At 60.9% G+C, this 23,309-nt stretch carries 21 protein-coding genes; 7 read left to right on the top strand and 14 right to left on the bottom strand.

The genetic code is table 11. The features are described from left to right. Positions 1-24: 24 nt before the first annotated feature. The 5 genes from rng to mreB form a co-directional block, all read right to left on the bottom strand. Entirely contained in the window at positions 25-1,482 is a 1,458-nt protein-coding gene (gene rng / locus EQV97_RS08775) for a ribonuclease G (RefSeq protein WP_045061469.1), read from the bottom strand. Positions 1,483-1,539: 57 nt separating this feature from the next. After that, positions 1,540-2,136, bottom strand: a complete 597-nt coding sequence (locus EQV97_RS08780; RefSeq protein WP_122837500.1) for a Maf family protein — start codon at positions 2,134-2,136, stop codon at positions 1,540-1,542. Between the two features lie 50 nt (positions 2,137-2,186). Continuing rightward, positions 2,187-2,678: a rod shape-determining protein MreD gene (gene mreD / locus EQV97_RS08785; protein WP_045061471.1), complete on the bottom strand. Its 492-nt coding sequence runs from the start codon at positions 2,676-2,678 to the stop codon at positions 2,187-2,189. Next, the gene (gene mreC, locus EQV97_RS08790) at positions 2,678-3,781 is read right to left on the bottom strand and encodes a rod shape-determining protein MreC (protein ID WP_346769717.1); all 1,104 of its coding nucleotides are present in this window, start codon (positions 3,779-3,781) and stop codon (positions 2,678-2,680) included. The genes mreD and mreC overlap by 1 nt, the downstream gene beginning before the upstream one ends. Before the next feature lie 140 nt (positions 3,782-3,921). Continuing rightward, a complete protein-coding gene (gene mreB / locus EQV97_RS08795) occupies positions 3,922-4,959 on the bottom strand; it encodes a rod shape-determining protein MreB (RefSeq protein WP_240888827.1) in 1,038 nt (345 codons plus the stop codon). 210 nt (positions 4,960-5,169) lie between these two features. Between mreB and gatC the strand changes: the two genes are divergently transcribed. From gatC to EQV97_RS08825, 6 genes are all read left to right on the top strand, one after another. Further along, a complete protein-coding gene (gatC, locus tag EQV97_RS08800) occupies positions 5,170-5,457 on the top strand; it encodes an Asp-tRNA(Asn)/Glu-tRNA(Gln) amidotransferase subunit GatC (protein ID WP_045061473.1) in 288 nt (95 codons plus the stop codon). Between the two features lie 16 nt (positions 5,458-5,473). Continuing rightward, positions 5,474-6,925 (top strand): Asp-tRNA(Asn)/Glu-tRNA(Gln) amidotransferase subunit GatA, encoded by a 1,452-nt coding sequence (gatA, locus tag EQV97_RS08805; RefSeq protein ID WP_045061474.1) that lies wholly within the window; start codon positions 5,474-5,476, stop codon positions 6,923-6,925. A gap of 10 nt (positions 6,926-6,935) precedes the next feature. Beyond that, the gene (gene gatB, locus EQV97_RS08810; RefSeq protein ID WP_122837498.1) at positions 6,936-8,381 is read left to right on the top strand and encodes an Asp-tRNA(Asn)/Glu-tRNA(Gln) amidotransferase subunit GatB; all 1,446 of its coding nucleotides are present in this window, start codon (positions 6,936-6,938) and stop codon (positions 8,379-8,381) included. Positions 8,382-8,529: 148 nt separating this feature from the next. Further along, positions 8,530-8,904, top strand: coding sequence for a septal ring lytic transglycosylase RlpA family protein (locus EQV97_RS08815; protein WP_240888828.1), 375 nt, complete (start codon positions 8,530-8,532; stop codon positions 8,902-8,904). A gap of 44 nt (positions 8,905-8,948) precedes the next feature. Then, a complete protein-coding gene (locus tag EQV97_RS08820) occupies positions 8,949-10,013 on the top strand; it encodes a calcium/sodium antiporter (RefSeq protein WP_122838603.1) in 1,065 nt (354 codons plus the stop codon). After that, a complete protein-coding gene (locus EQV97_RS08825; protein ID WP_045061477.1) occupies positions 10,010-10,390 on the top strand; it encodes a carboxymuconolactone decarboxylase family protein in 381 nt (126 codons plus the stop codon). Before EQV97_RS08820 ends, EQV97_RS08825 begins: the two co-directional genes overlap by 4 nt. A 129-nt stretch (positions 10,391-10,519) precedes the next feature. Here the strand turns inward: EQV97_RS08825 and EQV97_RS08830 are convergent, their stop codons facing one another. The 9 genes from EQV97_RS08830 to EQV97_RS08870 all read right to left on the bottom strand — a co-directional run bounded on the left by EQV97_RS08830 (position 10,520) and on the right by EQV97_RS08870 (position 22,259). Further along, positions 10,520-11,461, bottom strand: coding sequence for an AEC family transporter (locus EQV97_RS08830; protein ID WP_240888829.1), 942 nt, complete (start codon positions 11,459-11,461; stop codon positions 10,520-10,522). Between the two features lie 322 nt (positions 11,462-11,783). Beyond that, complete coding sequence (garD, locus tag EQV97_RS08835; protein WP_225570544.1) at positions 11,784-13,337, bottom strand: galactarate dehydratase; 1,554 nt, start codon at positions 13,335-13,337, stop codon at positions 11,784-11,786. An 11-nt stretch (positions 13,338-13,348) separates the two neighbouring features. Further along, complete coding sequence (locus EQV97_RS08840) at positions 13,349-14,722, bottom strand: MFS transporter (RefSeq protein ID WP_346769718.1); 1,374 nt, start codon at positions 14,720-14,722, stop codon at positions 13,349-13,351. Between the two features lie 162 nt (positions 14,723-14,884). Beyond that, positions 14,885-16,330, bottom strand: a complete 1,446-nt coding sequence (locus EQV97_RS08845) for an aldehyde dehydrogenase family protein (protein WP_240888830.1) — start codon at positions 16,328-16,330, stop codon at positions 14,885-14,887. Positions 16,331-16,389: 59 nt separating this feature from the next. Next, positions 16,390-17,301 (bottom strand): 5-dehydro-4-deoxyglucarate dehydratase, encoded by a 912-nt coding sequence (gene kdgD / locus EQV97_RS08850; protein WP_045061482.1) that lies wholly within the window; start codon positions 17,299-17,301, stop codon positions 16,390-16,392. Between the two features lie 390 nt (positions 17,302-17,691). Then, positions 17,692-18,441 carry a FadR/GntR family transcriptional regulator gene (locus EQV97_RS08855; RefSeq protein WP_205940042.1) on the bottom strand — a complete coding sequence of 250 codons (750 nt, stop codon included), beginning with the start codon at positions 18,439-18,441 and terminating at the stop codon, positions 17,692-17,694. A 171-nt stretch (positions 18,442-18,612) separates the two neighbouring features. Beyond that, positions 18,613-20,340, bottom strand: coding sequence for an ABC transporter ATP-binding protein/permease (locus tag EQV97_RS08860; RefSeq protein WP_122837493.1), 1,728 nt, complete (start codon positions 20,338-20,340; stop codon positions 18,613-18,615). 97 nt (positions 20,341-20,437) lie between these two features. Further along, positions 20,438-21,004, bottom strand: a complete 567-nt coding sequence (locus EQV97_RS08865) for a response regulator transcription factor (RefSeq protein ID WP_045061485.1) — start codon at positions 21,002-21,004, stop codon at positions 20,438-20,440. Next, a complete protein-coding gene (locus EQV97_RS08870; protein ID WP_045061486.1) occupies positions 20,997-22,259 on the bottom strand; it encodes an ATP-binding protein in 1,263 nt (420 codons plus the stop codon). Before EQV97_RS08870 ends, EQV97_RS08865 begins: the two co-directional genes overlap by 8 nt. A 314-nt stretch (positions 22,260-22,573) precedes the next feature. On the opposite strand from EQV97_RS08870, the gene EQV97_RS08875 reads away from it, so the two are divergent. Then, complete coding sequence (locus EQV97_RS08875; protein WP_240888831.1) at positions 22,574-23,290, top strand: SIMPL domain-containing protein; 717 nt, start codon at positions 22,574-22,576, stop codon at positions 23,288-23,290. The last annotated feature ends 19 nt before the right edge of the window (positions 23,291-23,309 follow it).

The following is a 23,309-nucleotide window of genomic DNA, read 5'->3' on the forward strand; positions in this document are numbered from 1 at the left end:
CCAGGTGATTGACGACGTAAGGGTTCAGAGCAGCACCACGTCGTATTGTTCCTGTGAATACATGGTTTCCACCTGGAACCGGATGGTGCGGCCGATAAATCCTTCGAGTTCGGCGACATTGCCGGACTCCTCATCCAACAGACGGTCGACAACTTTCTGGTTCGCCAATACACGATAGCCTTCGGCCTGATAGGCGCGAGCCTCCCGCAGGATTTCCCGGAAAATTTCATAGCAGACGGTTTCCGGCGTCTTCAGCTTTCCCCGGCCCTGGCAGCTGCTGCAAGGTTCGCACAGCACCTGTTCGAGACTTTCACGGGTACGCTTGCGGGTCATCTGCACCAGGCCCAGCTCGGTGATGCCGATGATGTTGGTCTTGGCGTGGTCGCGCTCCAGCTGTTTTTCGAGGGTACGCAGGACCTGGCGCTGGTGCTCTTCGTCTTCCATGTCGATGAAGTCGATGATGATGATCCCGCCCAGGTTGCGCAGGCGCAGTTGACGAGCGATGGCGGTGGCCGCTTCCAGGTTGGTCTTGAAGATGGTTTCTTCGAGGTTGCGATGCCCGACAAAAGCCCCGGTGTTGACGTCGATGGTGCTCATGGCTTCCGCCGGATCGACCACCAGGTAGCCACCGGATTTGAGCGGGACCTTGCGCTCAAGGGCCTTCTGGATTTCATCTTCGACGCCGTAAAGATCGAAAATCGGCCGTTCACCCGGGTAATGCTCCAGGCGATCAGCAATTTCCGGCATCAGTTCAGCGACGAACTGCGTGGTTTTCTGGAAGGTTTCCCGGGAGTCGATGCGGATTTTTTCGATCTTCGGGCTGACCAGGTCGCGCAAGGTGCGCAGCGCCAGGCCGAGGTCTTCGTAGATCACGCTCGGCGCGCCGATGGTCTTGATTTGCTCGTTGATCTGATCCCAGAGCCTGCGCAGGTAACGGATGTCCATGAGGATTTCATCGGCACCGGCGCCTTCTGCGGCCGTGCGCAGAATGAAACCGCCCGCTTCCTTGATCCCTTCCCTGGCCACGCAGTCGGTGACCACCTGCTTGAGCCGTTCACGCTCGCCTTCGTCTTCGATTTTCAGGGAGATGCCGACATGGGCCGTACGCGGCATGTACACCAGGTATCGCGACGGAATCGACAGCTGGGTGGTCAGGCGTGCGCCTTTGGAGCCGATCGGATCCTTGGTGACTTGCACCACCAGGCTCTGGCCTTCGTGAACCAGTGCGCTGATGCTCTCGACCGCAGGCCCTTCGCGCAGGGAAATCTCCGAGGCGTGGATGAACGCCGCCCGATCCAGGCCGATGTCGACAAAAGCTGCCTGCATCCCCGGCAATACCCGAACGACCTTGCCCTTGTAGATGTTGCCGACAATCCCGCGCTTTTGCGTGCGCTCGACATGAACCTCTTGCAGAACACCGTTTTCAACCACCGCCACGCGCGATTCCATCGGCGTGATGTTGATCAGGATCTCTTCACTCATGGCAGGGTCTCGTTCAGGCATTTTCACGATAATGGCCGCATCTTGTCAGTACGACGCTCAGAGCGCGTTAAGGGTTTGCCAACAGGGTATGCCGAAATGGCCCAGCAGTTCTGCGGTTTCGCACAGTGGCAAGCCAACCACCGCCGAGTAGCTGCCATCCAGCCCCGCCACGAACACCGCGCCGAGCCCCTGGATACCATAACCGCCGGCCTTGTCACGGGGTTCGCCGCTGGCCCAGTAGGCCGCCGCTTCTGGCGCTTCAATGCGGCGAAAACGCACCAGGCTGCGGATCACCCGGGATTCGCAATGCGCGCCATCGAGCACCGCGATACCTGTCAGAACTTCATGCTCGCGACCGGACATCATCATAAGCATGGCGCATGCGTCAGCTTCGTCCACCGGCTTGCCAAGAATTTTCCCGTCCAGCACTACGGCGGTGTCGGCGCCCAGCACGCAATACTCTGCGGCGGACACGACAGCATCACGCCCGGCCTCGGCCTTGCCTCGCGCCAGGCGCTCGACGTAGGCCGAAGGGGATTCGTCATTCAAGGGGGTTTCATCGATGTCCGCACTGATGGCGGAAAACGGCACGCCAATCTGCGTGAGCAACTCACGCCGACGTGGCGAGCCTGAGGCGAGAAATAGCTGTTTCATCACGACATCTCCCTGTCCAGTAAACCCGTGCGGGCAAATGCCTGACCGAATTAGTTGATCTTGTAGCGTCGACGCAGCCCGCGCAAACCGTAGCTGATCCACGGCCACAGCAGGGCACTGACCAGCGCGGGCAATACCAGCGCCAGTGTCGGCTGGCGATTACCGGTGAGGGCGCTGAGCCATAGCTGAACCAGTTGGGCCAGGCCGAAGATCACCAGGATCACCAGGCTCTGCTGCCACATGGGGAACATCCGCAGGCGTTGTTGCAGCGACAGCACCAGGAAGGTGATGAGCGTGAGAATCAAGGCGTTCTGGCCCAGCAGCGTGCCATAGAGCACGTCCTCGGCCAGACCCAGGCACCATGCGGTGACCATGCCGACTTTCTGCGGCATCGCCAGTGCCCAGAAGGCCAGCAGCAATGCCAGCCACAATGGGCGCAGGATTTCCATGAACTGCGGCAGCGGTGAGACGCTGAGCAGCATGCCGATGGCGAAGGTCAGCCAGACGATCCAGCCGTTTCGGGATGCAGTCGTACCGACCATTATTCTCGTCCCCCAGTGTTAGCCGGTGCAGAGACAGGCGGTTTGGCAGCAGGCCTGGTGACCGGCGGCTTTGTCACCACAGGCTTGACCGGGGTCGCGGCGGCAGGCGTCACCGGCGCGACGACCGCCGGCACAGCGGGAGCTGCGGGAGCTGCGGGCGCGGTCGCTGCCGCCGGGACCATGGCAGGTTTGGGCACCGTGGCAGGAATCATCGGGCCGCCACCGTACTGGTCCAGGGTTTCCTGGGCCTGGGCTGCGTCATTGGCACGCTCTTCGGCCGTGCGCCCGTCGCTGAACACCAGCAGCAGGTAACGACTGCGGTTCAATGCGGCGGTGGGCACGGCGCGAACGATGGCAAATGGCTGGCCGGAGTCATGGATCACTTCCTTGACCGTGGCCACCGGGTAACCGGCCGGGAACCGCTGGCCCAAGCCGGAACTGACCAGCAGGTCGCCTTCCTTGATGTCGGCCGTATCGGCCACATGGCGCAATTCCAGGCGTTCCGGGTTGCCGGTGCCACTGGCGATTGCGCGCAGGCCATTGCGATTCACCTGCACCGGAATGCTGTGGGTGGTATCGGTCAGCAGCAACACGCGGGAGGTGTATGGCATCAACTCGACCACCTGCCCCATCAAGCCGCGGGCATCGAGTACCGGCTGGCCAAGGACCACGCCGTCACGCTCACCCTTGTTGATGATGATGCGATGGGTGAAGGGATTGGGGTCCATGCCGATCAACTCGGCCACTTCGACCTTTTCGTTGACCAAGGCCGAAGAATTGAGCAACTCGCGCAGCCGAACGTTCTGCTCGGTCAGGGCGGCAAGCTTTTGCATGCGGCCCTGCAGCAGCAGGTTTTCGGTCTTGAGTTTTTCGTTTTCGGCGACCAGTTCGGTGCGGCTGCCAAACTGACTGGCCACGCCTTGCCATAACCGCTGCGGCAGGTCGGTGATCCAGTAGGACTGCATCAGCACCAGCGACATTTGGCTACGCACTGGCTTGAGCAGTGTGAAGCGGGCATCGACCACCATCAGCGCGACCGATAGCACGACCAGCACCAACAAGCGCACGCCAAGTGAAGGCCCTTTGGTGAAAAGCGGTTTAATAAGCCGCTCCTCCCAGGCAAATGTTTTGTTTATTCATACGGCAGACCGGCCTGGATGCAGACTGACAGAAGATAAACGCCAACAGGCAGCACTGCAAAGTGCTGCCTGTGCGCTCAACAGCATAGATGCAACCCCGCGACTTATTCGCTGGAGAGCAGGTCCATGGTGTGTTTATCCATCATTTCCAATGCACGGCCACCGCCGCGAGCAACGCAGGTCAACGGGTCTTCGGCAACGATCACCGGCAGGCCGGTTTCCTGGGCCAGCAGCTTGTCGAGGTCGCGCAGCAAGGCGCCACCACCGGTCAGCACCAGGCCACGCTCGGCGATATCGGAAGCCAGTTCCGGAGGCGATTGCTCCAGCGCGTTTTTCACTGCCTGAACGATGGTTGCCAGGGACTCTTGCAGAGCTTCCAGCACTTCGTTGGAGTTCAGGGTGAAAGCACGTGGCACGCCTTCAGCCAGGTTGCGACCGCGAACATCGACTTCGCGAACTTCGCCGCCCGGGTAGGCCGTACCGATTTCCTGCTTGATGCGCTCGGCGGTGGATTCGCCGATCAGGCTGCCGTAGTTGCGACGCACGTAGGTGATGATCGCTTCGTCGAAGCGGTCGCCGCCAACCCGTACGGATTCGGCATAGACCACACCGTTCAGGGAGATCAGCGCGATTTCAGTGGTACCGCCACCGATATCGACAACCATCGAACCGCGAGCTTCCTCTACCGGCAGGCCGGCGCCGATCGCAGCAGCCATCGGCTCTTCGATCAGGAACACTTCACGGGCACCGGCACCGAGGGCCGATTCACGGATGGCACGACGCTCAACCTGGGTGGATTTGCATGGAACGCAGATCAGCACTCGGGGGCTAGGCTGCAGAAAGCTGTTTTCATGAACCTTGTTGATGAAGTACTGCAGCATCTTTTCGCAGACGCTGAAGTCGGCGATTACGCCGTCTTTCATCGGACGAATGGCAGCAATATTTCCTGGAGTACGGCCGAGCATACGCTTGGCCTCGGTGCCGACGGCCACGACACTTTTCTGGTTACCGTGTGTCCGAATGGCCACAACCGATGGCTCATTCAGAACGATTCCGCGCTCGCGCACGTAAATAAGGGTGTTGGCAGTGCCCAGGTCAATGGAAAGATCGCTGGAAAACATGCCACGCAGTTTCTTGAACATGGGGAAAGGACCCTAGGCAACGCGTGGGTAAAAAAGTGCGGCAAACTCTAACAACGACAGGGATTTTGGGCAAGGCGCCAATATGTTAAATTGGCCGCTTTTCTGTGCACCAACCCCCACAATCGCGGCCTTATGACCGTAGAAATGCGGTAGTGTTCCGACAATCTAACACACGGACGCCGTCCGTTCTGTTTTCCACTGGAGATTCCCATGGCGCTTGAACGCTCCGACGTGGAAAAAATCGCTCATCTGGCCTGCCTTGGCCTCAATGATGCCGATCTTCCACACATCACTTCGGCCCTGAACAGCATTCTCGGGCTGGTCGACGAAATGCAGGCGGTCAATACCGACGGTATCGAGCCGCTCGCCCACCCACTGGAAGCCAGCCAGCGCCTGCGCGCGGACGTCGTGACCGAGACCGATCATCGCGAGGCCTACCAGTCCATCGCACCAGCGGTCGAAAACGGCCTGTACCTGGTTCCGAAAGTCATCGACTAAAGGGAAAGAGCCTGCAATGCATCAAATGACTCTGGCCGAGATCGCCCGCGGACTCGCCGACAAAAAGTTTTCTTCCGAAGAGCTGACCAAGGTCCTGCTGGCGCGTATCGCCCAGCTCGATCCACAGCTCAACAGCTTCATCAGCCTCACCGAGGACCTCGCGCTGCAGCAGGCCAAAGCCGCTGACGCCCGCCGGGCCAATGGTGAGAGCGGCGCCCTGCTTGGCGCGCCGATCGCCCACAAGGACCTGTTCTGCACCCAGGGTATCCGCACCAGCTGCGGCTCGAAGATGCTCGACAACTTCAAGGCGCCGTACGATGCCACCGTGGTTGCCAAGCTGGCCGCTGCCGGGGCCGTGACCCTGGGCAAGACCAACATGGACGAATTCGCCATGGGTTCGGCCAACGAGTCGAGCTACTACGGCGCGGTGAAAAACCCGTGGAACCTGGAACACGTACCGGGCGGTTCGTCCGGCGGTTCAGCTGCGGCCGTTGCCGCGCGCCTGCTGCCGGCCGCCACCGCGACCGACACCGGCGGCTCCATTCGTCAGCCCGCCGCGTTTACCAACCTCACGGGCCTTAAACCGACGTACGGTCGTGTTTCGCGCTGGGGCATGATCGCTTACGCCTCCAGTCTCGATCAGGGCGGCCCTCTGGCGCGCACCGCCGAAGACTGCGCGATCCTGCTGCAAGGCATGGCCGGTTTCGATGCCAATGACTCCACCAGCATCGACGAGCCCGTGCCGGATTACAGCGCCAGCCTCAACGGCTCGCTGCAAGGGCTGCGCATCGGCGTGCCGAAGGAATACTTCAGCGCCGGTCTGGACCCGCGCATCGCTGAGCTGATCCACAACAGCATCAAGGAGCTGGAAAAGCTCGGTGCCGTGATCAAGGAAATCAGCCTGCCGAACATGCAGCACGCGATTCCTGCGTACTACGTGATCGCCCCGGCAGAAGCCTCCTCCAACCTGTCGCGTTTCGACGGGGTACGTTTCGGCTATCGCTGCGAAGACCCAAAAAACCTGATCGACCTGTACAAGCGTTCCCGCGGTGAAGGTTTCGGCCCGGAAGTGCAGCGCCGCATCATGGTCGGCGCCTACGCGCTGTCGGCCGGCTACTACGACGCCTATTACCTGAAGGCGCAGAAGATCCGCCGCCTGGTGAAAAATGACTTCATGGCCGCCTTCAACGAGGTCGACATCATCCTCGGCCCAACCACGCCGAACCCGGCCTGGAAGCTCGGCGCCAAGAACAGTGACCCGGTCGCTGCCTACCTGGAAGACGTCTACACCATCACCGCCAACCTCGCCGGCTTGCCGGGCTTGTCTATGCCGGCCGGTTTCGTCGATGGCCTGCCGGTGGGCGTGCAACTGCTTGCCCCGTATTTCCAGGAAGGTCGCCTGTTGAACGTTGCCCACCAGTATCAGCTCAACACTGACTGGCACACCCGCACCCCAACCGGCTTCTGAGGAGAAACACATGCAATGGGAAGTCGTGATCGGGCTGGAGATTCATACCCAGCTCACCACCCGGTCGAAAATTTTTTCCGGTAGCTCCACCACTTTCGGTTCCGAGCCGAACACCCAGGCCAGCCTGGTTGACCTCGGCATGCCTGGCGTCCTGCCGGTACTGAACCAGGAAGCGGTGCGCATGGCGGTGATGTTTGGCCTGGCCATCGATGCCGAAATCGGCCAGCACAACGTGTTCGCCCGTAAAAACTACTTTTATCCGGACCTGCCCAAGGGCTACCAGATCAGCCAGATGGAACTGCCGATTGTCGGCAAGGGCCACCTGGACATCGCCCTGGAAGACGGCACGGTCAAGCGCGTCGGCATCACCCGGGCGCACCTGGAAGAAGACGCCGGTAAAAGCCTGCACGAAGAGTTCAATGGCGCCACCGGCATCGACCTGAACCGTGCCGGCACGCCGCTGCTGGAAATCGTTTCCGAGCCGGACATGCGCAGTGCCAAGGAAGCCGTGGCTTACGTCAAGGCTGTCCACGCACTGGTGCGTTACCTGGGCATCTGTGATGGCAACATGGCCGAAGGCTCGCTGCGTTGCGACTGCAACGTGTCGATCCGTCCGAAGGGCCAGGCCGAGTTCGGCACGCGCTGCGAAATCAAGAACGTCAACTCGTTCCGTTTCATCGAGAAGGCGATCAACACCGAAGTGCAGCGCCAGATCGAGCTGATCGAAGACGGCGGCAAAGTGATCCAGCAGACCCGCCTGTACGATCCGAACAAGGACGAAACCCGTCCGATGCGCAGCAAGGAGGAAGCCAACGACTACCGTTACTTCCCGGATCCGGACCTGCTGCCAGTGGTCATCGAGGACTCGTTCCTCGACGACGTGCGCGCGACCCTGCCGGAATTGCCGCCGCAGAAGCGCGAGCGTTTCCAGGAGCAGTTCGGTCTGTCGGTCTACGACGCCAGCGTCCTGGCCACCAGTCGCGAACAAGCCGATTACTTCGAGAAAGTCGTGAGCATCAGCGGCGACGCCAAGCTGGCGGCCAACTGGGTGATGGTTGAGCTGGGCAGCCTGTTGAACAAGCAGGGCGTGGACATTGACCAGTCTCCGGTCTCGGCCGAGCAGCTGGGCGGGATGCTGCTGCGCATCAAGGACAACACCATCTCCGGCAAGATCGCCAAGGTGGTCTTTGAAGCCATGGCCAACGGTGAAGGCAGCGCTGACGAGATCATCGACAAGCGCGGCCTCAAGCAAGTGACCGACACCGGTGCGATCTCGGCGGTGCTGGACGAGATGCTCGCGGCCAACGCCGAGCAGGTCGAACAATACCGCGCGGCAGATGAAGCCAAACGCGGCAAGATGTTCGGCTTCTTCGTCGGCCAGGCCATGAAAGCCTCCAAAGGCAAGGCCAACCCGCAACAGGTCAACGAACTGCTGAAAAGCAAACTCGAAGGCTGATGAGAATGGAGCCAGCCTTCAAATCTGGCTCGACTCCTTGTGGGAGCCAGCCTGCTGGCGATAGCGGTCTGACATTCACCCTGTTCGTGTCTGACACTCCGCAATCGCCCGCAGGTTGGCTCCCACATTTGTTTTCGGGAAACCCTGAATGAAGCGTCTACTCGGGCTTTGCGCCCTGCTCTCTCTGTTGGCCGGCTGTTCCAGCAATGACATCGTCGATCCCCACGGCTACGACAAGACCGGCACGGCGTCCTACTACGGCGCCAAACACCAAGGGAAACGCACCGCCAGTGGCGAGCGTTTCAACAAGAATTCCCTGACCGCCGCCCATCGCCAACTACCCTTCGGTACGCGGGTGAAGGTCACCAACCTGAGCAACGACAAGTCTTGCGTGGTCCGCATCAATGACCGCGGCCCGCACACCCGTGGGCGACTGATTGACCTTTCCCACGAGGCTGCCGCACGCCTGGGCATGCTCAGAAGCGGGACCGCACGGGTGCGGGTGCAAGCCCTCGACGACTGACAGCTGGAGCGCCGACCATTTTCGGACTTGCAGATTTGCCCCTGATCAACGTAATTGAATTGCTCAGCGGCCTGGTTCTACTGATCGCCGGCGCCGAGCTGATGGTGCGGGCCGCCGTACGCCTGGCCGCACGCCTGCACGTGCGGCCGCTGATCATCGGCCTGACCATCGTCGCCCTCGGCAGCAGCGCGCCACAAATGGCCATCAGCCTGCAGGCGACCCTGGCACAGAACGTCGACATTGCGGTGGGCAGCGTCATCGGCAGCAGCATTTTCAACATCCTGGTAACGCTTGGCCTGTCGGCGCTGATTATCCCCCTGCGGGTGTCCCGGCAGGTGGTGCGCCTGGATATTCCGCTGATGATCGGCGCCAGCCTGCTGGTCTTCATACTTGCCTGGAATGAAGAACTGACCCGCTTCGACGGCATGGTGCTGCTGGCCGCGCTGATGGTGTACCTGGGCCTGTTGTTGCGCCAGTCGCGCCACTCGGCGCGGCCGCCATCTCACGATGAAACTCGCCAGGCGCCCTGGTTCAGCAGCCTGCTGATGATCGTCGCCGGCCTGGGGATGCTGGTGTATGCCGGCCACCTGCTACTGGGCGCTGCGGTCGCGGTCGCTACTGATCTTGGGCTTTCGGAACGGATCATCGGCCTGACCATCGTGGCCATCAGCACTTCCCTGCCGGAACTGGCCACCTCGTTGATTGCGGCCTTGCGCGGCCAGCGTGAAATTGCCGTGGGCAACGTCATTGGCAGCAATCTGTTCAACCTGCTGGGCGTGCTCGGCGTCACGGCGCTGATTGCTCCGACGCCCTTGTCGGTCTCGCCCAACGCCCTGGATTTCGACCTGCCGGTGATGCTCGGCGTCGCGGCGCTGTGCCTGCCAATCTTCTACTCCGGTTATCGGGTGACGCGTGCCGAAGGCCTGGTTTTCCTGGGGCTGTACCTTGCGTACGGCCTGCATGTGGTGTCCTTTACCACCGGCATGCCGCTGGCCGGCAAGCTTGAACACCTGATGCTGTTTTTCGTCCTGCCAGCCCTGGTGGCGTTTGTGCTGCTTACGTCACTGCTCGCCTGGCGTCGCCAACACCACAAAAAGGAAGTGCCATGACCGACAATAAAAAACCCGGCGTTGAAGTGCGTCGGCAAGTGATGGGCGATGCTTTCGTCGATCGCGCACTGGGCAATGCCACCGATTTTACCCAGCCGCTGCAGGACTTCGTCAACGAGCACGCATGGGGCAGCGTATGGAATCGCGAGGGCCTGCCGCTGAAAACCCGCAGCCTGATCACCCTGGCCGCGCTGACCGCACTCAAGTGCCCGCAGGAATTGAAGGGGCACGTGCGCGGGGCGTTGAACAATGGCTGCACGGTGGAAGAGATTCGCGAGGCGCTGTTGCATTGTGCGGTGTATGCAGGAGTACCGGCGGCCATCGATGCGTTCAGGGCGGCGCAGGAAGTGATTGATACTTACCAGAAGCCGGAATGATTATTCGAAAGTTGTGGTGACAGGTCTGCCGCCATCGCGAGCAGGCTCGTTCCCACAGGGCAATGCATTCCAAATGTGGGAGCGAGCCTGCTCGCGATGAGGCCCTTGAGAGCGCCGCAACCCCCTGGGCTAAATCCACCCGCCCCACTGCAACCAAAAGATCCCGACATTGGTGGTCACCGCCGCCATCAAGGTCGTGATCACTATGATCGCTGCCGCCAGCTCGTGGTTGCCATTGGCCTGGCGGGCCATGACAAAACTGGCGGCAGCGGTCGGGCTGCCGAAGTACAGGAACAAAATTCCCAGTTCCGCCCCGCGAAAACCCCACAGCCAAGCGCCCAGCGTCGCCAGCACCGGCAGGCCGATCATCTTGACCAGGCTGGAGCTGAGCGCCATAGAGCCACTTTTTCGCATCGCTGCCAGCGAAAGGGTGCCGCCGATGCAGATCAGGGCCAGGGGCAAAGTGGTCTGCGCCAGGTACTGCCCGGAGGTTTCCAGCCAGCCCGGCAGGCCGATCTTGAAATAGGCAAAGGGTGCCGCTGCAATCACGCTGATGATCAACGGGTTGATCATCACGCTCTTGAAGATACTCCAGGGATCGGACTTGATCACCGGGCTGTACACCGCCAGGACGATAGTCGAGAGGGTGTTGTAGAACAGGATCACCAGCGCCGCGAGAATCGCCCCAAGGGAAATCCCGTAGTCGCCGTACATGCTCGCCGCCAGCGCCAGGCCGATCACCCCGTTATTACCGCGGAATGCGCCCTGGGTGTAGATCCCGCGATCTTCCCGCGGACATTTCCAGATCGCCCAGCCCCAGGCGATGGCGAAACACACCAGGGTCGCCACCGAGAAATAGATCAGCAGTTCCGGTTGCAGGGCGGCATGCAGGTCGGCATGCAGGATGCCCAGGAACAGCAGCGCCGGCATGGTGACGTTGAACACCAGGGCCGATGCGGTGTGGATGAAGTTGTCGTTGATCCAGTCAATGCGTTTGAGCAGCACACCCAGAAACAGCATGGCAAACACCGGGGCGGTGATGTTCAGGGTTTCGAGGAAGATTGCCAGCATGCCGGAGTTAACCTTGGGTGAGCGTCGTTAGGTGGCTAATGATAAGCCACCCGGGACGTTGGCGTCTGGTAGACCGCTATCGCTGGCAAGCCAGCTCCCACAGATTCCTCGGCGTACATACGTTTTATGCAACGCAGAAATCCCTGTGGGAGCTGCCTAGCCAGCTCTCACAGATTCATCGACGTTCATACGTTTTATGCAACGCCGAAATCCTTGTGGGGGCTGGCTTGCCAGCTCACACAGATCCTCGATGTTCTTACGTTTTATGCAACGCAGAAATCCCTGTGGGAGCTGGCTTGCCAGCGATGCAGGCGACGCGGTCTTAGGTAATCGGCGCTGGGTTAAACAAGGTGATGTCGTTATGCAGCTTGTGCTGCTCGGCCCATGTCTGTTTCTTGCCGCTGGCAACATCCAGGTAATAGTGGAACAACTCCCACCCCAGGTCCTCGATCGAAGCCCGCCCTGTCGCAATCCGCCCGGCGTCGATATCGATGAGGTCAGGCCAGCGTTGCGCCAGCTCGGTGCGGGTCGAGACTTTCACTACCGGCGCCATCGCCAGACCATACGGGGTACCGCGCCCGGTGGTGAATACGTGCAGGTTCATCCCGGCCGCCAGCTGCAAGGTCCCGCAGACAAAATCACTGGCCGGGGTTGCGCAGAAAATCAGGCCTTTGCGCTTGAAGCGTTCGCCAGGGCCCAGCACGCCATTGATCGCGCTGCTGCCCGACTTGACGATCGAGCCCAACGACTTCTCGACAATGTTCGACAACCCGCCTTTCTTGTTACCCGGCGTGGTGTTGGCACTGCGATCCGCTTCGCCCTTGGCCAGGTATCGGTCGTACCAGTCCATTTCCCGCACCAGTTCCTGCGCCACTTCCTCGGTTTCAGCGCGGGAGGTCAGCAGGTAGATCGCGTCGCGCACCTCGGTGACCTCGGAGAACATCACCGTGGCACCGGCCCGCAGCAACAGGTCCGAGGCGTAGCCCAGGGCCGGGTTGGCGGTGATCCCGGAAAACGCATCGCTGCCGCCGCACTGCATGCCCAGAATCAGCTCGGACGCCGGCACGGTTTCGCGACGACGCTGGTCGAGTTTTTTCAAGCGAGTCTCGGCCAGCGCCATGATCTGTTCGATCATCTCGGTGAACCCGTGACTGGAATCCTGCAGGCGGTACAACCACGGGTCGCTCAGGTCTACCGAACTGTCGCCCTCGTGCATTACCTGCCCGGCCTGCAACTTCTCGCAGCCCAGACTGATCACCAGCGCCTCGCCTCCCAGGTTCGGGTTGCGCGCCAGGTTGCGCACGGTGCGGATGGGGATGTACGCATCTGTTGCGGTAATCGCCACGCCACAGCCATAGCTATGGGTCAGCGCCACCACGTCGTCGACATGCGGATACCTGGGCAGCAACTCGTCCTTGATGCGCTTGACCGCATGGTCCAGCACGCCGGTGACGCACTGCACCGTGGTGGTAATGCCGAGGATGTTGCGCGTGCCCACGGTGCCATCGGCGTTGCGATAACCCTCGAAGGTAAAGCCTTCCAGCGGAGCCTGCGCCGCCGGCACTTCGGTGGACAGCGGCAGGCTGTCCAGGGGTGGCGCGGTCGGCATGCGCAGTTGATCCTCGTTGACCCAACTGCCGCGGGGAATTGGCTGCAACGCGTAGCCAATGGTCTGGCCGTAGCGAATCACCTGGCCACCCTCGGGAATGTCTTCCAGGGTGACCTTATGGCTCTGCGGCACAAAGTCCAGGGTTACCAGGCCGTCCGCAAACGCTGTGCCGGCCGGCACGCCCTGGTCGTTAACCACTACGACCACGTTGTCCCGCTCGTTGAGGCGGATGTAGCGCGGCGAGTCGGAATGTTCAATCAACTGCATGACGCCGCTCCTCAGGAATGCGCTTGGGACAATTTATTATGCGTTTCAGGACCGCTCACCGGCGGTTCCTTGAGCACCACGCGCTTGATCGGACCGACGATCACCAGGTAGCTGAACACCGCAACCAGTGCGTTGCAACCGACGAACACCAGGGCCCATTTGAACGAGCCGGTGGAGCTGATGATGTAGCCGATCACGATCGGCGTGGTGATCGAGGCGATGTTACCGAACGTGTTGAACAGGCCACCACTCAGACCGGCAATCTGCTTGGGCGACGTATCGGACACCACTGCCCAACCCAGCGCACCGACGCCTTTGCCGAAGAAAGCCAGGGCCATGAAGCCGACGACCATCCATTCAACATCGACATAGTTGCACGCCACAATGCTGCTGGAGACCAGCAGGCCGGCAATGATCGGCGCCTTGCGAGCGAAGGTCAGTGAGTGCCCCTTGCGCAACAGGTAATCGGAAATCACCCCGCCGAGCACACCCCCGATAAAGCCACAGATGGCCGGCAACGAGGCAATGAAACCTGCCTTGAGGATGGTCATGCCGCGTTCCTGCACCAGGTATACCGGAAACCAGGTGAGGAAGAAGTAGGTGATGCCGTTGATGCAGTACTGGCCCAGGTAGACACCAAGCATCATGCGGTTGGTCAGCAATTGGCGGATGTAGTCCCACTTCGGTCCGTCAGCCTTGGCCCCTTTGCCTTTGTCCTGGTCCATGTCGACCATGCCGCCGTTGTCGGCGATGTGCTTGAATTCCGCTTCATTGATCATCGGGTGCTGACGCGGGCTGTAGATCACTTTCAGCCAGATGCCCGAGAAGATGATGCCGATTACGCCCATCACGATGAATACGTGCTGCCAGCCGTAGCTATAGACGATCCAGCCCATCAGCGGCGCGAACAGCACGGTGGCAAAGTATTGCGCCGAATTGAAGATCGCCGAAGCGGTGCCGCGCTCCGCCGTCGGGAACCAGGCCGCGACGATGCGCGCGTTGCCGGGGAAAGAAGGTGCTTCAGCCAGGCCCACGAGGAAGCGCAGCATGAACAGCGCCACAACCGCCGTGGACATGCCGAACTCGCCGACATAACCCTGCAGCACGGTAAACAGCGACCAGGTGAAAATGCTCAGTGCATAGATTTTTTTCGAGCCGAAACGGTCCAGCAGCCAGCCACCGGGAATTTGCCCGGCCACGTAGGCCCAACCGAATGCAGAGAAGATGTAACCGAGGGTGACCGCATCAATGCCGAGGTCTTTTTGCAGGCTGGAGCCCGCAATGGCAATGGTTGCCCGGTCGGCATAGTTGATGGTGGTCACCAGGAAAAGCATGAGCAATATCAAATAGCGGACGTGGGTCGGCTTGGTCGCTTGCATGTAGATGTACTCCCACTGATTATTTTTATGCGGGTAATAACGGTGTTCTGTAGGCGCTGATTTCCTGTGGGAGCCGGGCTTGCCCGCGATGCAGGCACCGCGCAGTGTCAGTCACTTTCGCGGTGATGCTATCGCTGGCAAGCCAGCTCCCACAGTTACAGCGGTGGATCAGGAACCGACGTAGGCAGTTTTCACGACCGTGTAGAACTCTTGCGCGTAGCGACCTTGCTCGCGGGAGCCATAGGATGAACCTTTACGCCCGCCGAATGGAACGTGGTAATCCACCCCAGCCGTCGGCAGGTTGACCATCACCATCCCGGCCTGGGAGTGGCGCTTGAAGTGGTTGGCGTACTTCAGCGAAGTGGTGGCGATGCCCGCCGACAGACCGAACTCGGTGTCGTTGGCCATGGCCAGCGCGGCGTCGTAATCGGCCACCCGAACAATGTTGGCCACCGGGCCGAAAATCTCTTCGCGGCTGATGCGCATCGCCGCTTCGCTGTCGGCAAACAGGGTGGGCGCGAGGTAGTAGCCTTCGGTATCACAGGTCACCAGGCCGCCGCCGCTGACCAGGCGCGCACCCTCGGACTGGCCGATGTCGATGTACTTCATGTCTTGCTCAAGCTGCGCCTGGGAGACCACCGGACCAATATCGGTGCCGGTTTTCAGCGCATGTCCAACCTTGATCGACTTCATGCGCTCGGCCATGGCCTCAACGAACTTGTCATGAATTCCGGCGGTGACGATGAAGCGGCTCGAAGCGGTGCAACGTTGGCCGGTGGAGTAGAACGCGCTCTGCACCGACAGCTCGACCGCTTGCTTGAGGTCGGCGTCGTCAAGAATGATCTGCGGGTTCTTGCCGCCCATTTCCAGCTGCACCTTGGCTTGGCGCGACACGCAGCTGACTGCGATCTGCCGACCCACGCCCACCGAACCGGTGAAGCTGATGCCATCGACTTTCGGACTTTGCACCAGCGCATCGCCTACCACTCGACCGCTGCCCATCACCAGGTTGAACACGCCGGCCGGGAAGCCCGCGCGGGAGATGATTTCGGCCAGGGCCCAGGCGCAACCCGGCACCAGGTCAGCGGGCTTGAGCACCACACAGTTGCCATAGGCCAGGGCCGGGGCGATTTTCCAGGCAGGGATCGCGATCGGGAAGTTCCACGGGGTGATCAGCCCGACCACGCCCAGGGCTTCGCGGGTCACTTCGACGTGGACACCCGGACGCACCGACGGCAGGTAATCACCGGACAGACGCAGGGTTTCACCGGCGAAAAACTTGAAGATGTTACCGGCGCGGGTCACTTCGCCAATGGCTTCGGGCAGGGTCTTGCCCTCCTCCCGTGCCAGGAGGGTGCCGAGCTCTTCGCGACGGGCGAGGATTTCAGTGCCGACTTTGTCCAGCGAATCGTGACGAGCCTGAATGCCCGAAGTGGACCAGGCCGCAAACGCAGCGCGAGCGGCGTCGATGGCGGCGTGGACCTGGGCCAGGTCCGCCTTGGCGTACTCGCCAACGGTATCGGTCAGCTCGGACGGATTGATGTTGGCGCAGTAATCACTGCCGGCGACCCATTCGCCGTTGATGTAATTGTCGAAACGCTTTGTATCTGCCACGGATCTATCTCCTCACGCAAAAGGCCGCTGATTGCTCAGCGGCCTTGCTCAATCGATTGTTATTGCGCGCCCTGCTTGTCGATCAGCGCAGCCAGAGCTTCGTACTCCTCCGGCAGCAGGTCGGTCAGCGGCGCACGTACAGGACCTGCGTCATAGCCGGCAATTTTTGCCCCGGCCTTGACGATGCTCACTGCGTAACCGGCTTTGCGATTACGAAGGTCCAGGTAAGGCAGGAAGAAGTCGTCGATGATCTTGCCAACGGTGGCGTGATCTTCGCGGGCAATGGCGTGGTAGAAATCCATCGCGGTTTTCGGGATGAAGTTGAACACCGCCGAGGAGTAGACCGGCACGCCCAGTGCCTTATAAGCAGCGGCGTACACTTCGGCGGTCGGCAAACCACCCAGGTAGCTGAAGCGATCGCCGAGGCGGCGACGGATCGACACCATCAACTCGATGTCGCCCAGGCCATCCTTGTAGCCGATCAGGTTCGGGCAGCGCTCGGCCAGGCGTTCCAGCAGCGGTGCGGTCAGGCGGCAGACGTTACGGTTGTAAACCACCACGCCGATGTTCACCGATTTGCACACGGCTTCAACATGGGCGGCAACGCCGTCCTGGCTGGCTTCGGTCAGGTAGTGCGGCAGCAGCAGCAAGCCTTTGGCGCCCAGGCGCTCGGCTTCTTGAGCGTACTCGATGGCCTGACGGGTCGAACCGCCAACACCCGCCAGAATCGGCACGCTGGTTTCGCAGGTGTCGACGGCAGTCTTGATGATTTCCGAGTATTCGCTGGCCGCCAGGGAGAAGAACTCACCGGTGCCGCCTGCGGCGAACAAGGCCGAGGCGCCATAAGGTGCCAGCCACTCAAGGCGCTTGATGTAACCAGCGCGATTGAAATCGCCCTGGGCATTAAAATCGGTTACCGGAAAAGACAGCAGGCCGGAAGAGAGGATGGACTTCAGTTCTTGTGGATTCATTATTCGAACACCCTGGGTAGCGACGTATTGTTGTTGGAAAACCGTTCAGCTTTCGCCGAGTTGTAGGTCATCGTACAACTTAAAATTTAATCGTCAACTGCATTTCATCGTCAGGAGGGGAATAAGTGAGAAAACCTGCAGCTGGATGGGCGCTGGATAGCCACGGCTGAGAGGTAAGTTGTCCGAGGATGTCCACTTTCAGAGCCGACGCGGGATGATCGCTGGCCTCATCGCGGGCAAGCCCGGCTCCCACAGGGAGCGTCGATGGACACAGAACCGGGTTTCACTCATGCCTGTTGCAGGAGTGCGGCTGCTGGCGATCGCAGTGTCCTGTCGCGTCGATAGTGGAGGTGCCGCCGCCATCGCGAGCACGCCCTGCTCCCGTCAGGTTTAGCCCCGCTGCGCCTCTGCCTCTTCATGGGCGTGGCGCAGCCGCTCGCGGCTGTTGGTCAGGTGCAGGCGCATGGCGGCCCGTGCCGCATCGGAATCCTGGCGCGCGATGGCGTCGTAGATCTCTTCGTGCTCACGGCTCAGGCGGCTCATGTAATGCTGCTGGTCGTCGTGGGCGAGCCGCGCCGAGTTGAGGCGGGTGCGCGGAATGATGCTGGTGCCCAGGTGCGTCATGATGTCGGTGAAGTAGCGGTTGCCGGTCGACAGGGCGATCTGCAGGTGAAACTGGAAGTCCGAGGCCACGGCGTCACTGGCATGGGCAGCGCTTTCGTTCAGGGCATCAAGCGCGGCGCGCATCAGGGCCAACTGCTCGGCGCTGCGGCGTTGCGCGGCAAGCCCGGCAGACTCTACTTCGAGGCTGATGCGCAACTCCAGGATGGCCAGCACGTCTCGCAGGGTGACCACGGTGGCGGGATCGATGCGAAAGCCACTCGGGCTTGGGGTATCGAGCACAAAAGTACCGATGCCATGGCGGGTTTCCACCTGCCCGGCAGCCTGCAACCGTGAAATGGCTTCGCGCACCACGGTGCGACTGACGCCATGGGCGTCCATGATCGCCGACTCGGTCGGCAACTTGTCACCGCGTTTGAGATGACCGTCGCGGATCTGCTCGGACAGCACCGTCACCAGTTCCTGAGCGAGGCTACGGCGCTTGCGAGGGAGACGTGGTGTGGCGATCGGGTTTTCCATGGTGAACATCGGTCTCGAAAAATTCGGTTGAAACCGCATCATAGCTCAACGCGGTTGTACGATCACCTCTACCCCGTAGGAGCTGCCGCAGGCTGCGATCTTTTGACCCTCGGTGCCTGCAAAACAAAATCAAAAGATCGCAGCCTTCGGCAGCTCCTACAGGCGTATCGTCTAGGCGGTGACTGGTTGCTCCACCAGATGGCCATTGTCGATACGCACATGGCGCGGATGGAAGCGTTTGAGGCTGCTGCGGTGGCCGACGCTGACAATGCTCAAGCCCGGGATCTCGTCGATCAGCGCCTGATACAGCGAGGCTTCATCCTCTTCATCCATCGCCGACGTTGCCTCGTCCATGTACAGCCACTGAGGCGCATAAAGCAGCGCGCGGGCAAACGCCAGGCGTTGCTGTTCACCCGGTGACAACATGCGCTGCCAGTGATTGGGTTCGTCCAGGCGTCCCAGCAGGTGCGGCAGGCGACACACTTCCAGCACGTGGGCGTAACGCTCTTGCGGATACGTCTCGGCGACCTGTGGATAACTCAGCGCTTCACGCAAGGTGCCAATCGGCAGGTAGGGTTTTTGCGGCAGGAACAGGTACCGCTCGGCCGGCAGGCGGATGCTGCCATGGCCCCGCGGCCACAAATGCCCCATCGCCCGCAGCAGCGTCGATTTGCCACTGCCGGAGCGGCCGCTGATCATCACTCGGTCACCCTCCTCCACCGTCATGTCGGCGTCGGCCAGCAGGTGGCGACCATCAGCAAGATCCAGCCCCAGGTTGTGTACTTTTAACGCCGAGCCCGAATTCTGCACGTCGATGGCCTGCGGCTTTTGCTCATTCTCGGTCATGGCCTGACGGAAACTGAGCAGGCGATCACAGGTGGCGCGCCAGGCCGCGAGGCTCTGGTACGCACTGATAAACCAGCTGAAACTCTCTTGCACGTTGCCGAACGCCGAGCTGATCTGCATCAGCTCCCCGAGCTCGATCTTGCCCGCGAAGTAGCGCGGTGCCGCGACCATGAAGGGAAAGATGATGGCTGCCTGGCCATAACCGGCCGTGAAGAACGTCAGTCGCTTGGACACCTTCATGATGTCCCAGAAATTGTGCCAGACCAGGCCGAAGCGACTGCTCAAACGACGATTTTCATTGGGCTCGCCGTTATACAGCGCAATGCTTTCGGCATTCTCGCGAATGCGCACCATGGAAAATCGCAGGTCGGCTTCGAAGCGTTGCTGGTTGTTGTTCAGGCCGATCAGGCGACGACCGATCAAATGCGTCAGCCAGCTGCCGATCACGGCATACACCAGTACGCACCAGAACATATAGCCGGGAATGGTAAACCCGTAGACCTCGATACTGCCCGACACACCCCAAAGGATGATCGAGAACGACACCAGGCTGACAATATTGCGCAGCAGGCCAATCCCCAGCTCGAGGGTGTTGGAGGTGAAGCTGTTGAGGTCCTCGGAGATGCGCTGGTCCGGGTTATCGGTGTAGCCGCCTTGCTCAAGGTGGTAGTAATTCTTGTGGCCCAGCCAGCGGGCGAAGTGTTTTTCGGTCAGCCAGGCCCGCCAGCGAATGGTCAGCATCTGCGTCAGGTACAGCCGATAAACCGCGCCGACAATCGCGACGGCCGCGATCGCGCAGAAATACAGGATCAACCGCCAGAATGCCGCCTCATCCTTCTGTTGCAGGGCGTTGTAAAAATCCTTGTACCAGGTGTTGAACCACACCGAAATGCCTACGCTGACCAGCGATAGAACGATCACGGCGATCAGCAGCGTCCAGGCCTTGCCCTTCTCTTCACTGCGCCAGTAAGGCGTGATCATCGCCCAGACTTTGCGAAAAAACTGCCCGCGCACAGCATCATTGACCGCGGAGTACTCAGCGTTCTGATTCATGGAAAAGGCTCATTGGAAAAAAGAACATCACACGAACCGATCATAGATGATCGGCTCGTGTTGCAACGCGGTGTGACAACAATTGTTCAGCACCGGTTCAGCGACGGACAGGGCGCTTCTGCAATTTGCGCTGCAGAGTACGCCGGTGCATGCCCAGGGCGCGGGCAGTGGCGGAGATGTTGCCTTCGTGTTCAGTCAGCACCCGCTGGATGTGTTCCCACTGCAAGCGGTCCACCGACATCGGGTTTTCCGGTACCAGGGTGTCGAGGTCGGCGTGCTCGGACAGCAGTGCGGCGAGGACGTCATCGGCATCGGCCGGTTTGCACAGGTAGTTGCAGGCACCGCGCTTGATCGCCTCGACGGCGGTGGCAATGCTCGAATAACCGGTGAGGATCACCACGCGCATTTCCGGGTCAAGCTCCAGCAGCTTGGGCAACAGCACCAGGCCGGAGTCACCGTCCATTTTCAGGTCCAGCGCGGCGTAATCCGGCAGGTCTGCCTGGGCGATGGTCAGGCCTTCCTCGGCGGACCCGGCGGTGCTGACGCGAAAGCCGCGACGGGCCATGGCGCGAGCCATCACGCGGGTAAAGGTTGCGTCGTCGTCTACCAGCAGCAAATGCGGGAGTTCTTCGCCTTCGCCTTCGACTTGGATATCGTCACTCATGTTCGTCTCCTCGGGCGACACGGGGCAGGCGCAGCTCGGTGAGCGTGCCGCCTTCCTCATGACTATAGAGTTTCACTGAGCCGCCGGCGCGTGTCACGCTGGCCTTGCTCAAAAACAGGCCCAGGCCGAAACCTTTGCCCTTGGTGGTAAAAAACGGTTTGCCAATCTGCTCGGCGATGGCCAGCGGCACACCGGCGCCGTGGTCGCGGATGCTGATGGTCAGGTCCTCGGCATTCCAGTCCAGCGTCACCTGCAACCCTTCCGGGCAGGCGTCGGCGGCGTTGTTCAGCAGGTTCAGCAAGGCCTGGGTAAGGTCCGGCGGTGGCGCCATGCGGGGCACGGCGCCCTGGCCGAGCCGCTGGAAGCGATAACTGGCTTCGGGGCGCATCAGGTGCCAGCGATTCAGGGCCTCGTCGAGCCAGTCGGTGACGTCCTGCATCTCCACGGCCAAGCGACGATTGGCTTCGGCGGCGCGCACCAGTTGCTGCAAGGTTTCTTTGCAGAGTTTCACCTGATCCTGCAGCACCTTCAGATCATCCTGCAACATCGGGTCGGGATGATCCTGCTGCATCTCTTTTAGCAGCACGCTCATGGTGGCCAAAGGCGTGCCCAGTTCGTGGGCGGCGCCGGCGGCCTGGGTCGCAACGGCCAGCAATTGCTGGTCGCGCAGGCCCTCTTCTCGCCGAATGGCGCGCAACTCTTCCTGGCGACGCAGCTCCTCGGCCATGCGCGCGGCGAAGAAGGTGATCACCGCCGCGGCCAGGGCGAAGCTCAGCCACATTCCGTAAACCTGCAGGTTTTCCCGGGCGATGGGGAACGTCTGCAGGGGGTAGAACCGCGCCAGCAGCAAGGTGTACATGGTCAATGCGATACCGGACAGGATCACCGAATAGCGCCAGGGCAACGTCACGGCGGCGATGGTCAGCGGCACCAGGTAATAGGACACGAAGGGGTTGGTCGAACCGCCGGAGAAATACAGCAGCGCACTGTGGATAAACAGGTCGCAGGCCAACTGCACGGCGTATTCGAGCTCAGTGACCGGCCAGGAGGTGCGCAGGCGAATGGCCGTGAACGCGCACAACAGCATCGAGCAGCCGAGGGTCGCGGCCAGCTGAAACCAGGGCAGCGGCAGCAGGTCGAACCAGTAAGCCAGGCCCACGGAACCAGCTTGGGCGGCAAGTACCAAAGTACGAATGAACGTCAGCCGCCAGAGGTTCTGGCGAGTCGCGGAAGTGATTTGAACGGGGGCGAGCATGAGCTCTCCTGATGAGCGCTCCAGGCGGATCGGCAGGAGTATAACCAAGCGCGGGGGCTGGCAGGCAAAAGTGCGGCAAACGGCCACATGGCAGAAAGAACGGTGGCGTCTATTAGACCGCCATCACGAGCAGGCTCGCTCCCACATTAAGATGCAATCTTTGTGGGAGCGAGCCTGCTCGCGATTGACCGCGCAGCGGTCGCCTTCGATCTGTATAGAAGTTGTAACTGTGCGAACCGGATCATTAAAGCTAGAGTCTGATGGTTTCACGCAGGCTCGGACCTTAACCCCTGCGCACCGTCCAAGGAGTTTTCATGCACACTTTCCGCCGCAGCGCCGCCCTTCTTGCCCTTAGTGTTGGCACCGTCGCCAGCCTGCCGGCCCTGGCCGCCGACGAGCTGCATTACAACCAGATCTCCCTGCGCGCCGAAGTCAGCCAGGAAGTGGCCCGCGACCTGATGATCGTGACTCTTTATACAGAAGAGCAAAACACCGACCCGGCCAAACTCGCCGCCGACATCAGCACTACCATGAACAAGTCGCTGGCCCAGGCCAAGCAGGTCAAGGACATCACTCTGCGCCAGGGCAGCCGTAACAGCTATCCGGTCTACGATACCAAGGGCCAGAAAATCACCGGCTGGCGTGAACGCGCCGAGCTGCGCCTGGAAAGTTCCGATTTCGCCGCCCTGTCGAAGCTCACCGGCGAACTGCTCACCGACCTGAAAATGGCCGGCATGGACTTCGCCATCGCCACGCCAACGCGCAAGGCCAGTGAAGACGCGCTGCTCAAGGACGCGGTCAGCGCCTTCAAGGCCCGCGCCCAGCTGGCAACTGACGCCCTGGGCGGCAAAAGCTACAAGATCGTTAACCTGAACCTCAACAGCAACGGTTATCCACAACCGTACATGCGCGGGCCGATGATGATGAAAGCCGCCAGCATGGACGCCGCTCCGGTGACCCCGGAAGTTGAGGCTGGCACCAGCCAGGTCAGCATGACGGCAGATGGGTCGATTGAAGTGTTGATGCCTTAAACCGCATTGATTGCCCCTT

Source organism: Pseudomonas sp. TMW22090 (assembly GCF_022496665.1).
In the GTDB taxonomy this organism is placed as follows: Bacteria; Pseudomonadota; Gammaproteobacteria; order Pseudomonadales; family Pseudomonadaceae; genus Aquipseudomonas; species Aquipseudomonas gregormendelii.

Coding starts and splice junctions, on each gene's coding strand:
- gatC (WP_045061473.1), top strand. CDS start 5,170: ATGGCGCTTGAACGCTCCGACGTGGAAAAAATCGCTCATCTGGCCTGC.
- EQV97_RS08825 (WP_045061477.1), top strand. CDS start 10,010: ATGACCGACAATAAAAAACCCGGCGTTGAAGTGCGTCGGCAAGTGATG.
- EQV97_RS08860 (WP_122837493.1), bottom strand. CDS start 20,340: ATGAATCAGAACGCTGAGTACTCCGCGGTCAATGATGCTGTGCGCGGG.
- EQV97_RS08780 (WP_122837500.1), bottom strand. CDS start 2,136: ATGAAACAGCTATTTCTCGCCTCAGGCTCGCCACGTCGGCGTGAGTTG.
- garD (WP_225570544.1), bottom strand. CDS start 13,337: ATGCAGTTGATTGAACATTCCGACTCGCCGCGCTACATCCGCCTCAAC.
- EQV97_RS08875 (WP_240888831.1), top strand. CDS start 22,574: ATGCACACTTTCCGCCGCAGCGCCGCCCTTCTTGCCCTTAGTGTTGGC.
- EQV97_RS08870 (WP_045061486.1), bottom strand. CDS start 22,259: ATGCTCGCCCCCGTTCAAATCACTTCCGCGACTCGCCAGAACCTCTGG.
- kdgD (WP_045061482.1), bottom strand. CDS start 17,301: ATGAATCCACAAGAACTGAAGTCCATCCTCTCTTCCGGCCTGCTGTCT.
- mreD (WP_045061471.1), bottom strand. CDS start 2,678: ATGGTCGGTACGACTGCATCCCGAAACGGCTGGATCGTCTGGCTGACC.
- rng (WP_045061469.1), bottom strand. CDS start 1,482: ATGAGTGAAGAGATCCTGATCAACATCACGCCGATGGAATCGCGCGTG.
- mreB (WP_240888827.1), bottom strand. CDS start 4,959: ATGTTCAAGAAACTGCGTGGCATGTTTTCCAGCGATCTTTCCATTGAC.
- EQV97_RS08865 (WP_045061485.1), bottom strand. CDS start 21,004: ATGAGTGACGATATCCAAGTCGAAGGCGAAGGCGAAGAACTCCCGCAT.
- EQV97_RS08815 (WP_240888828.1), top strand. CDS start 8,530: ATGAAGCGTCTACTCGGGCTTTGCGCCCTGCTCTCTCTGTTGGCCGGC.
- EQV97_RS08830 (WP_240888829.1), bottom strand. CDS start 11,461: ATGCTGGCAATCTTCCTCGAAACCCTGAACATCACCGCCCCGGTGTTT.
- gatA (WP_045061474.1), top strand. CDS start 5,474: ATGCATCAAATGACTCTGGCCGAGATCGCCCGCGGACTCGCCGACAAA.
- gatB (WP_122837498.1), top strand. CDS start 6,936: ATGCAATGGGAAGTCGTGATCGGGCTGGAGATTCATACCCAGCTCACC.
- EQV97_RS08855 (WP_205940042.1), bottom strand. CDS start 18,441: ATGGAAAACCCGATCGCCACACCACGTCTCCCTCGCAAGCGCCGTAGC.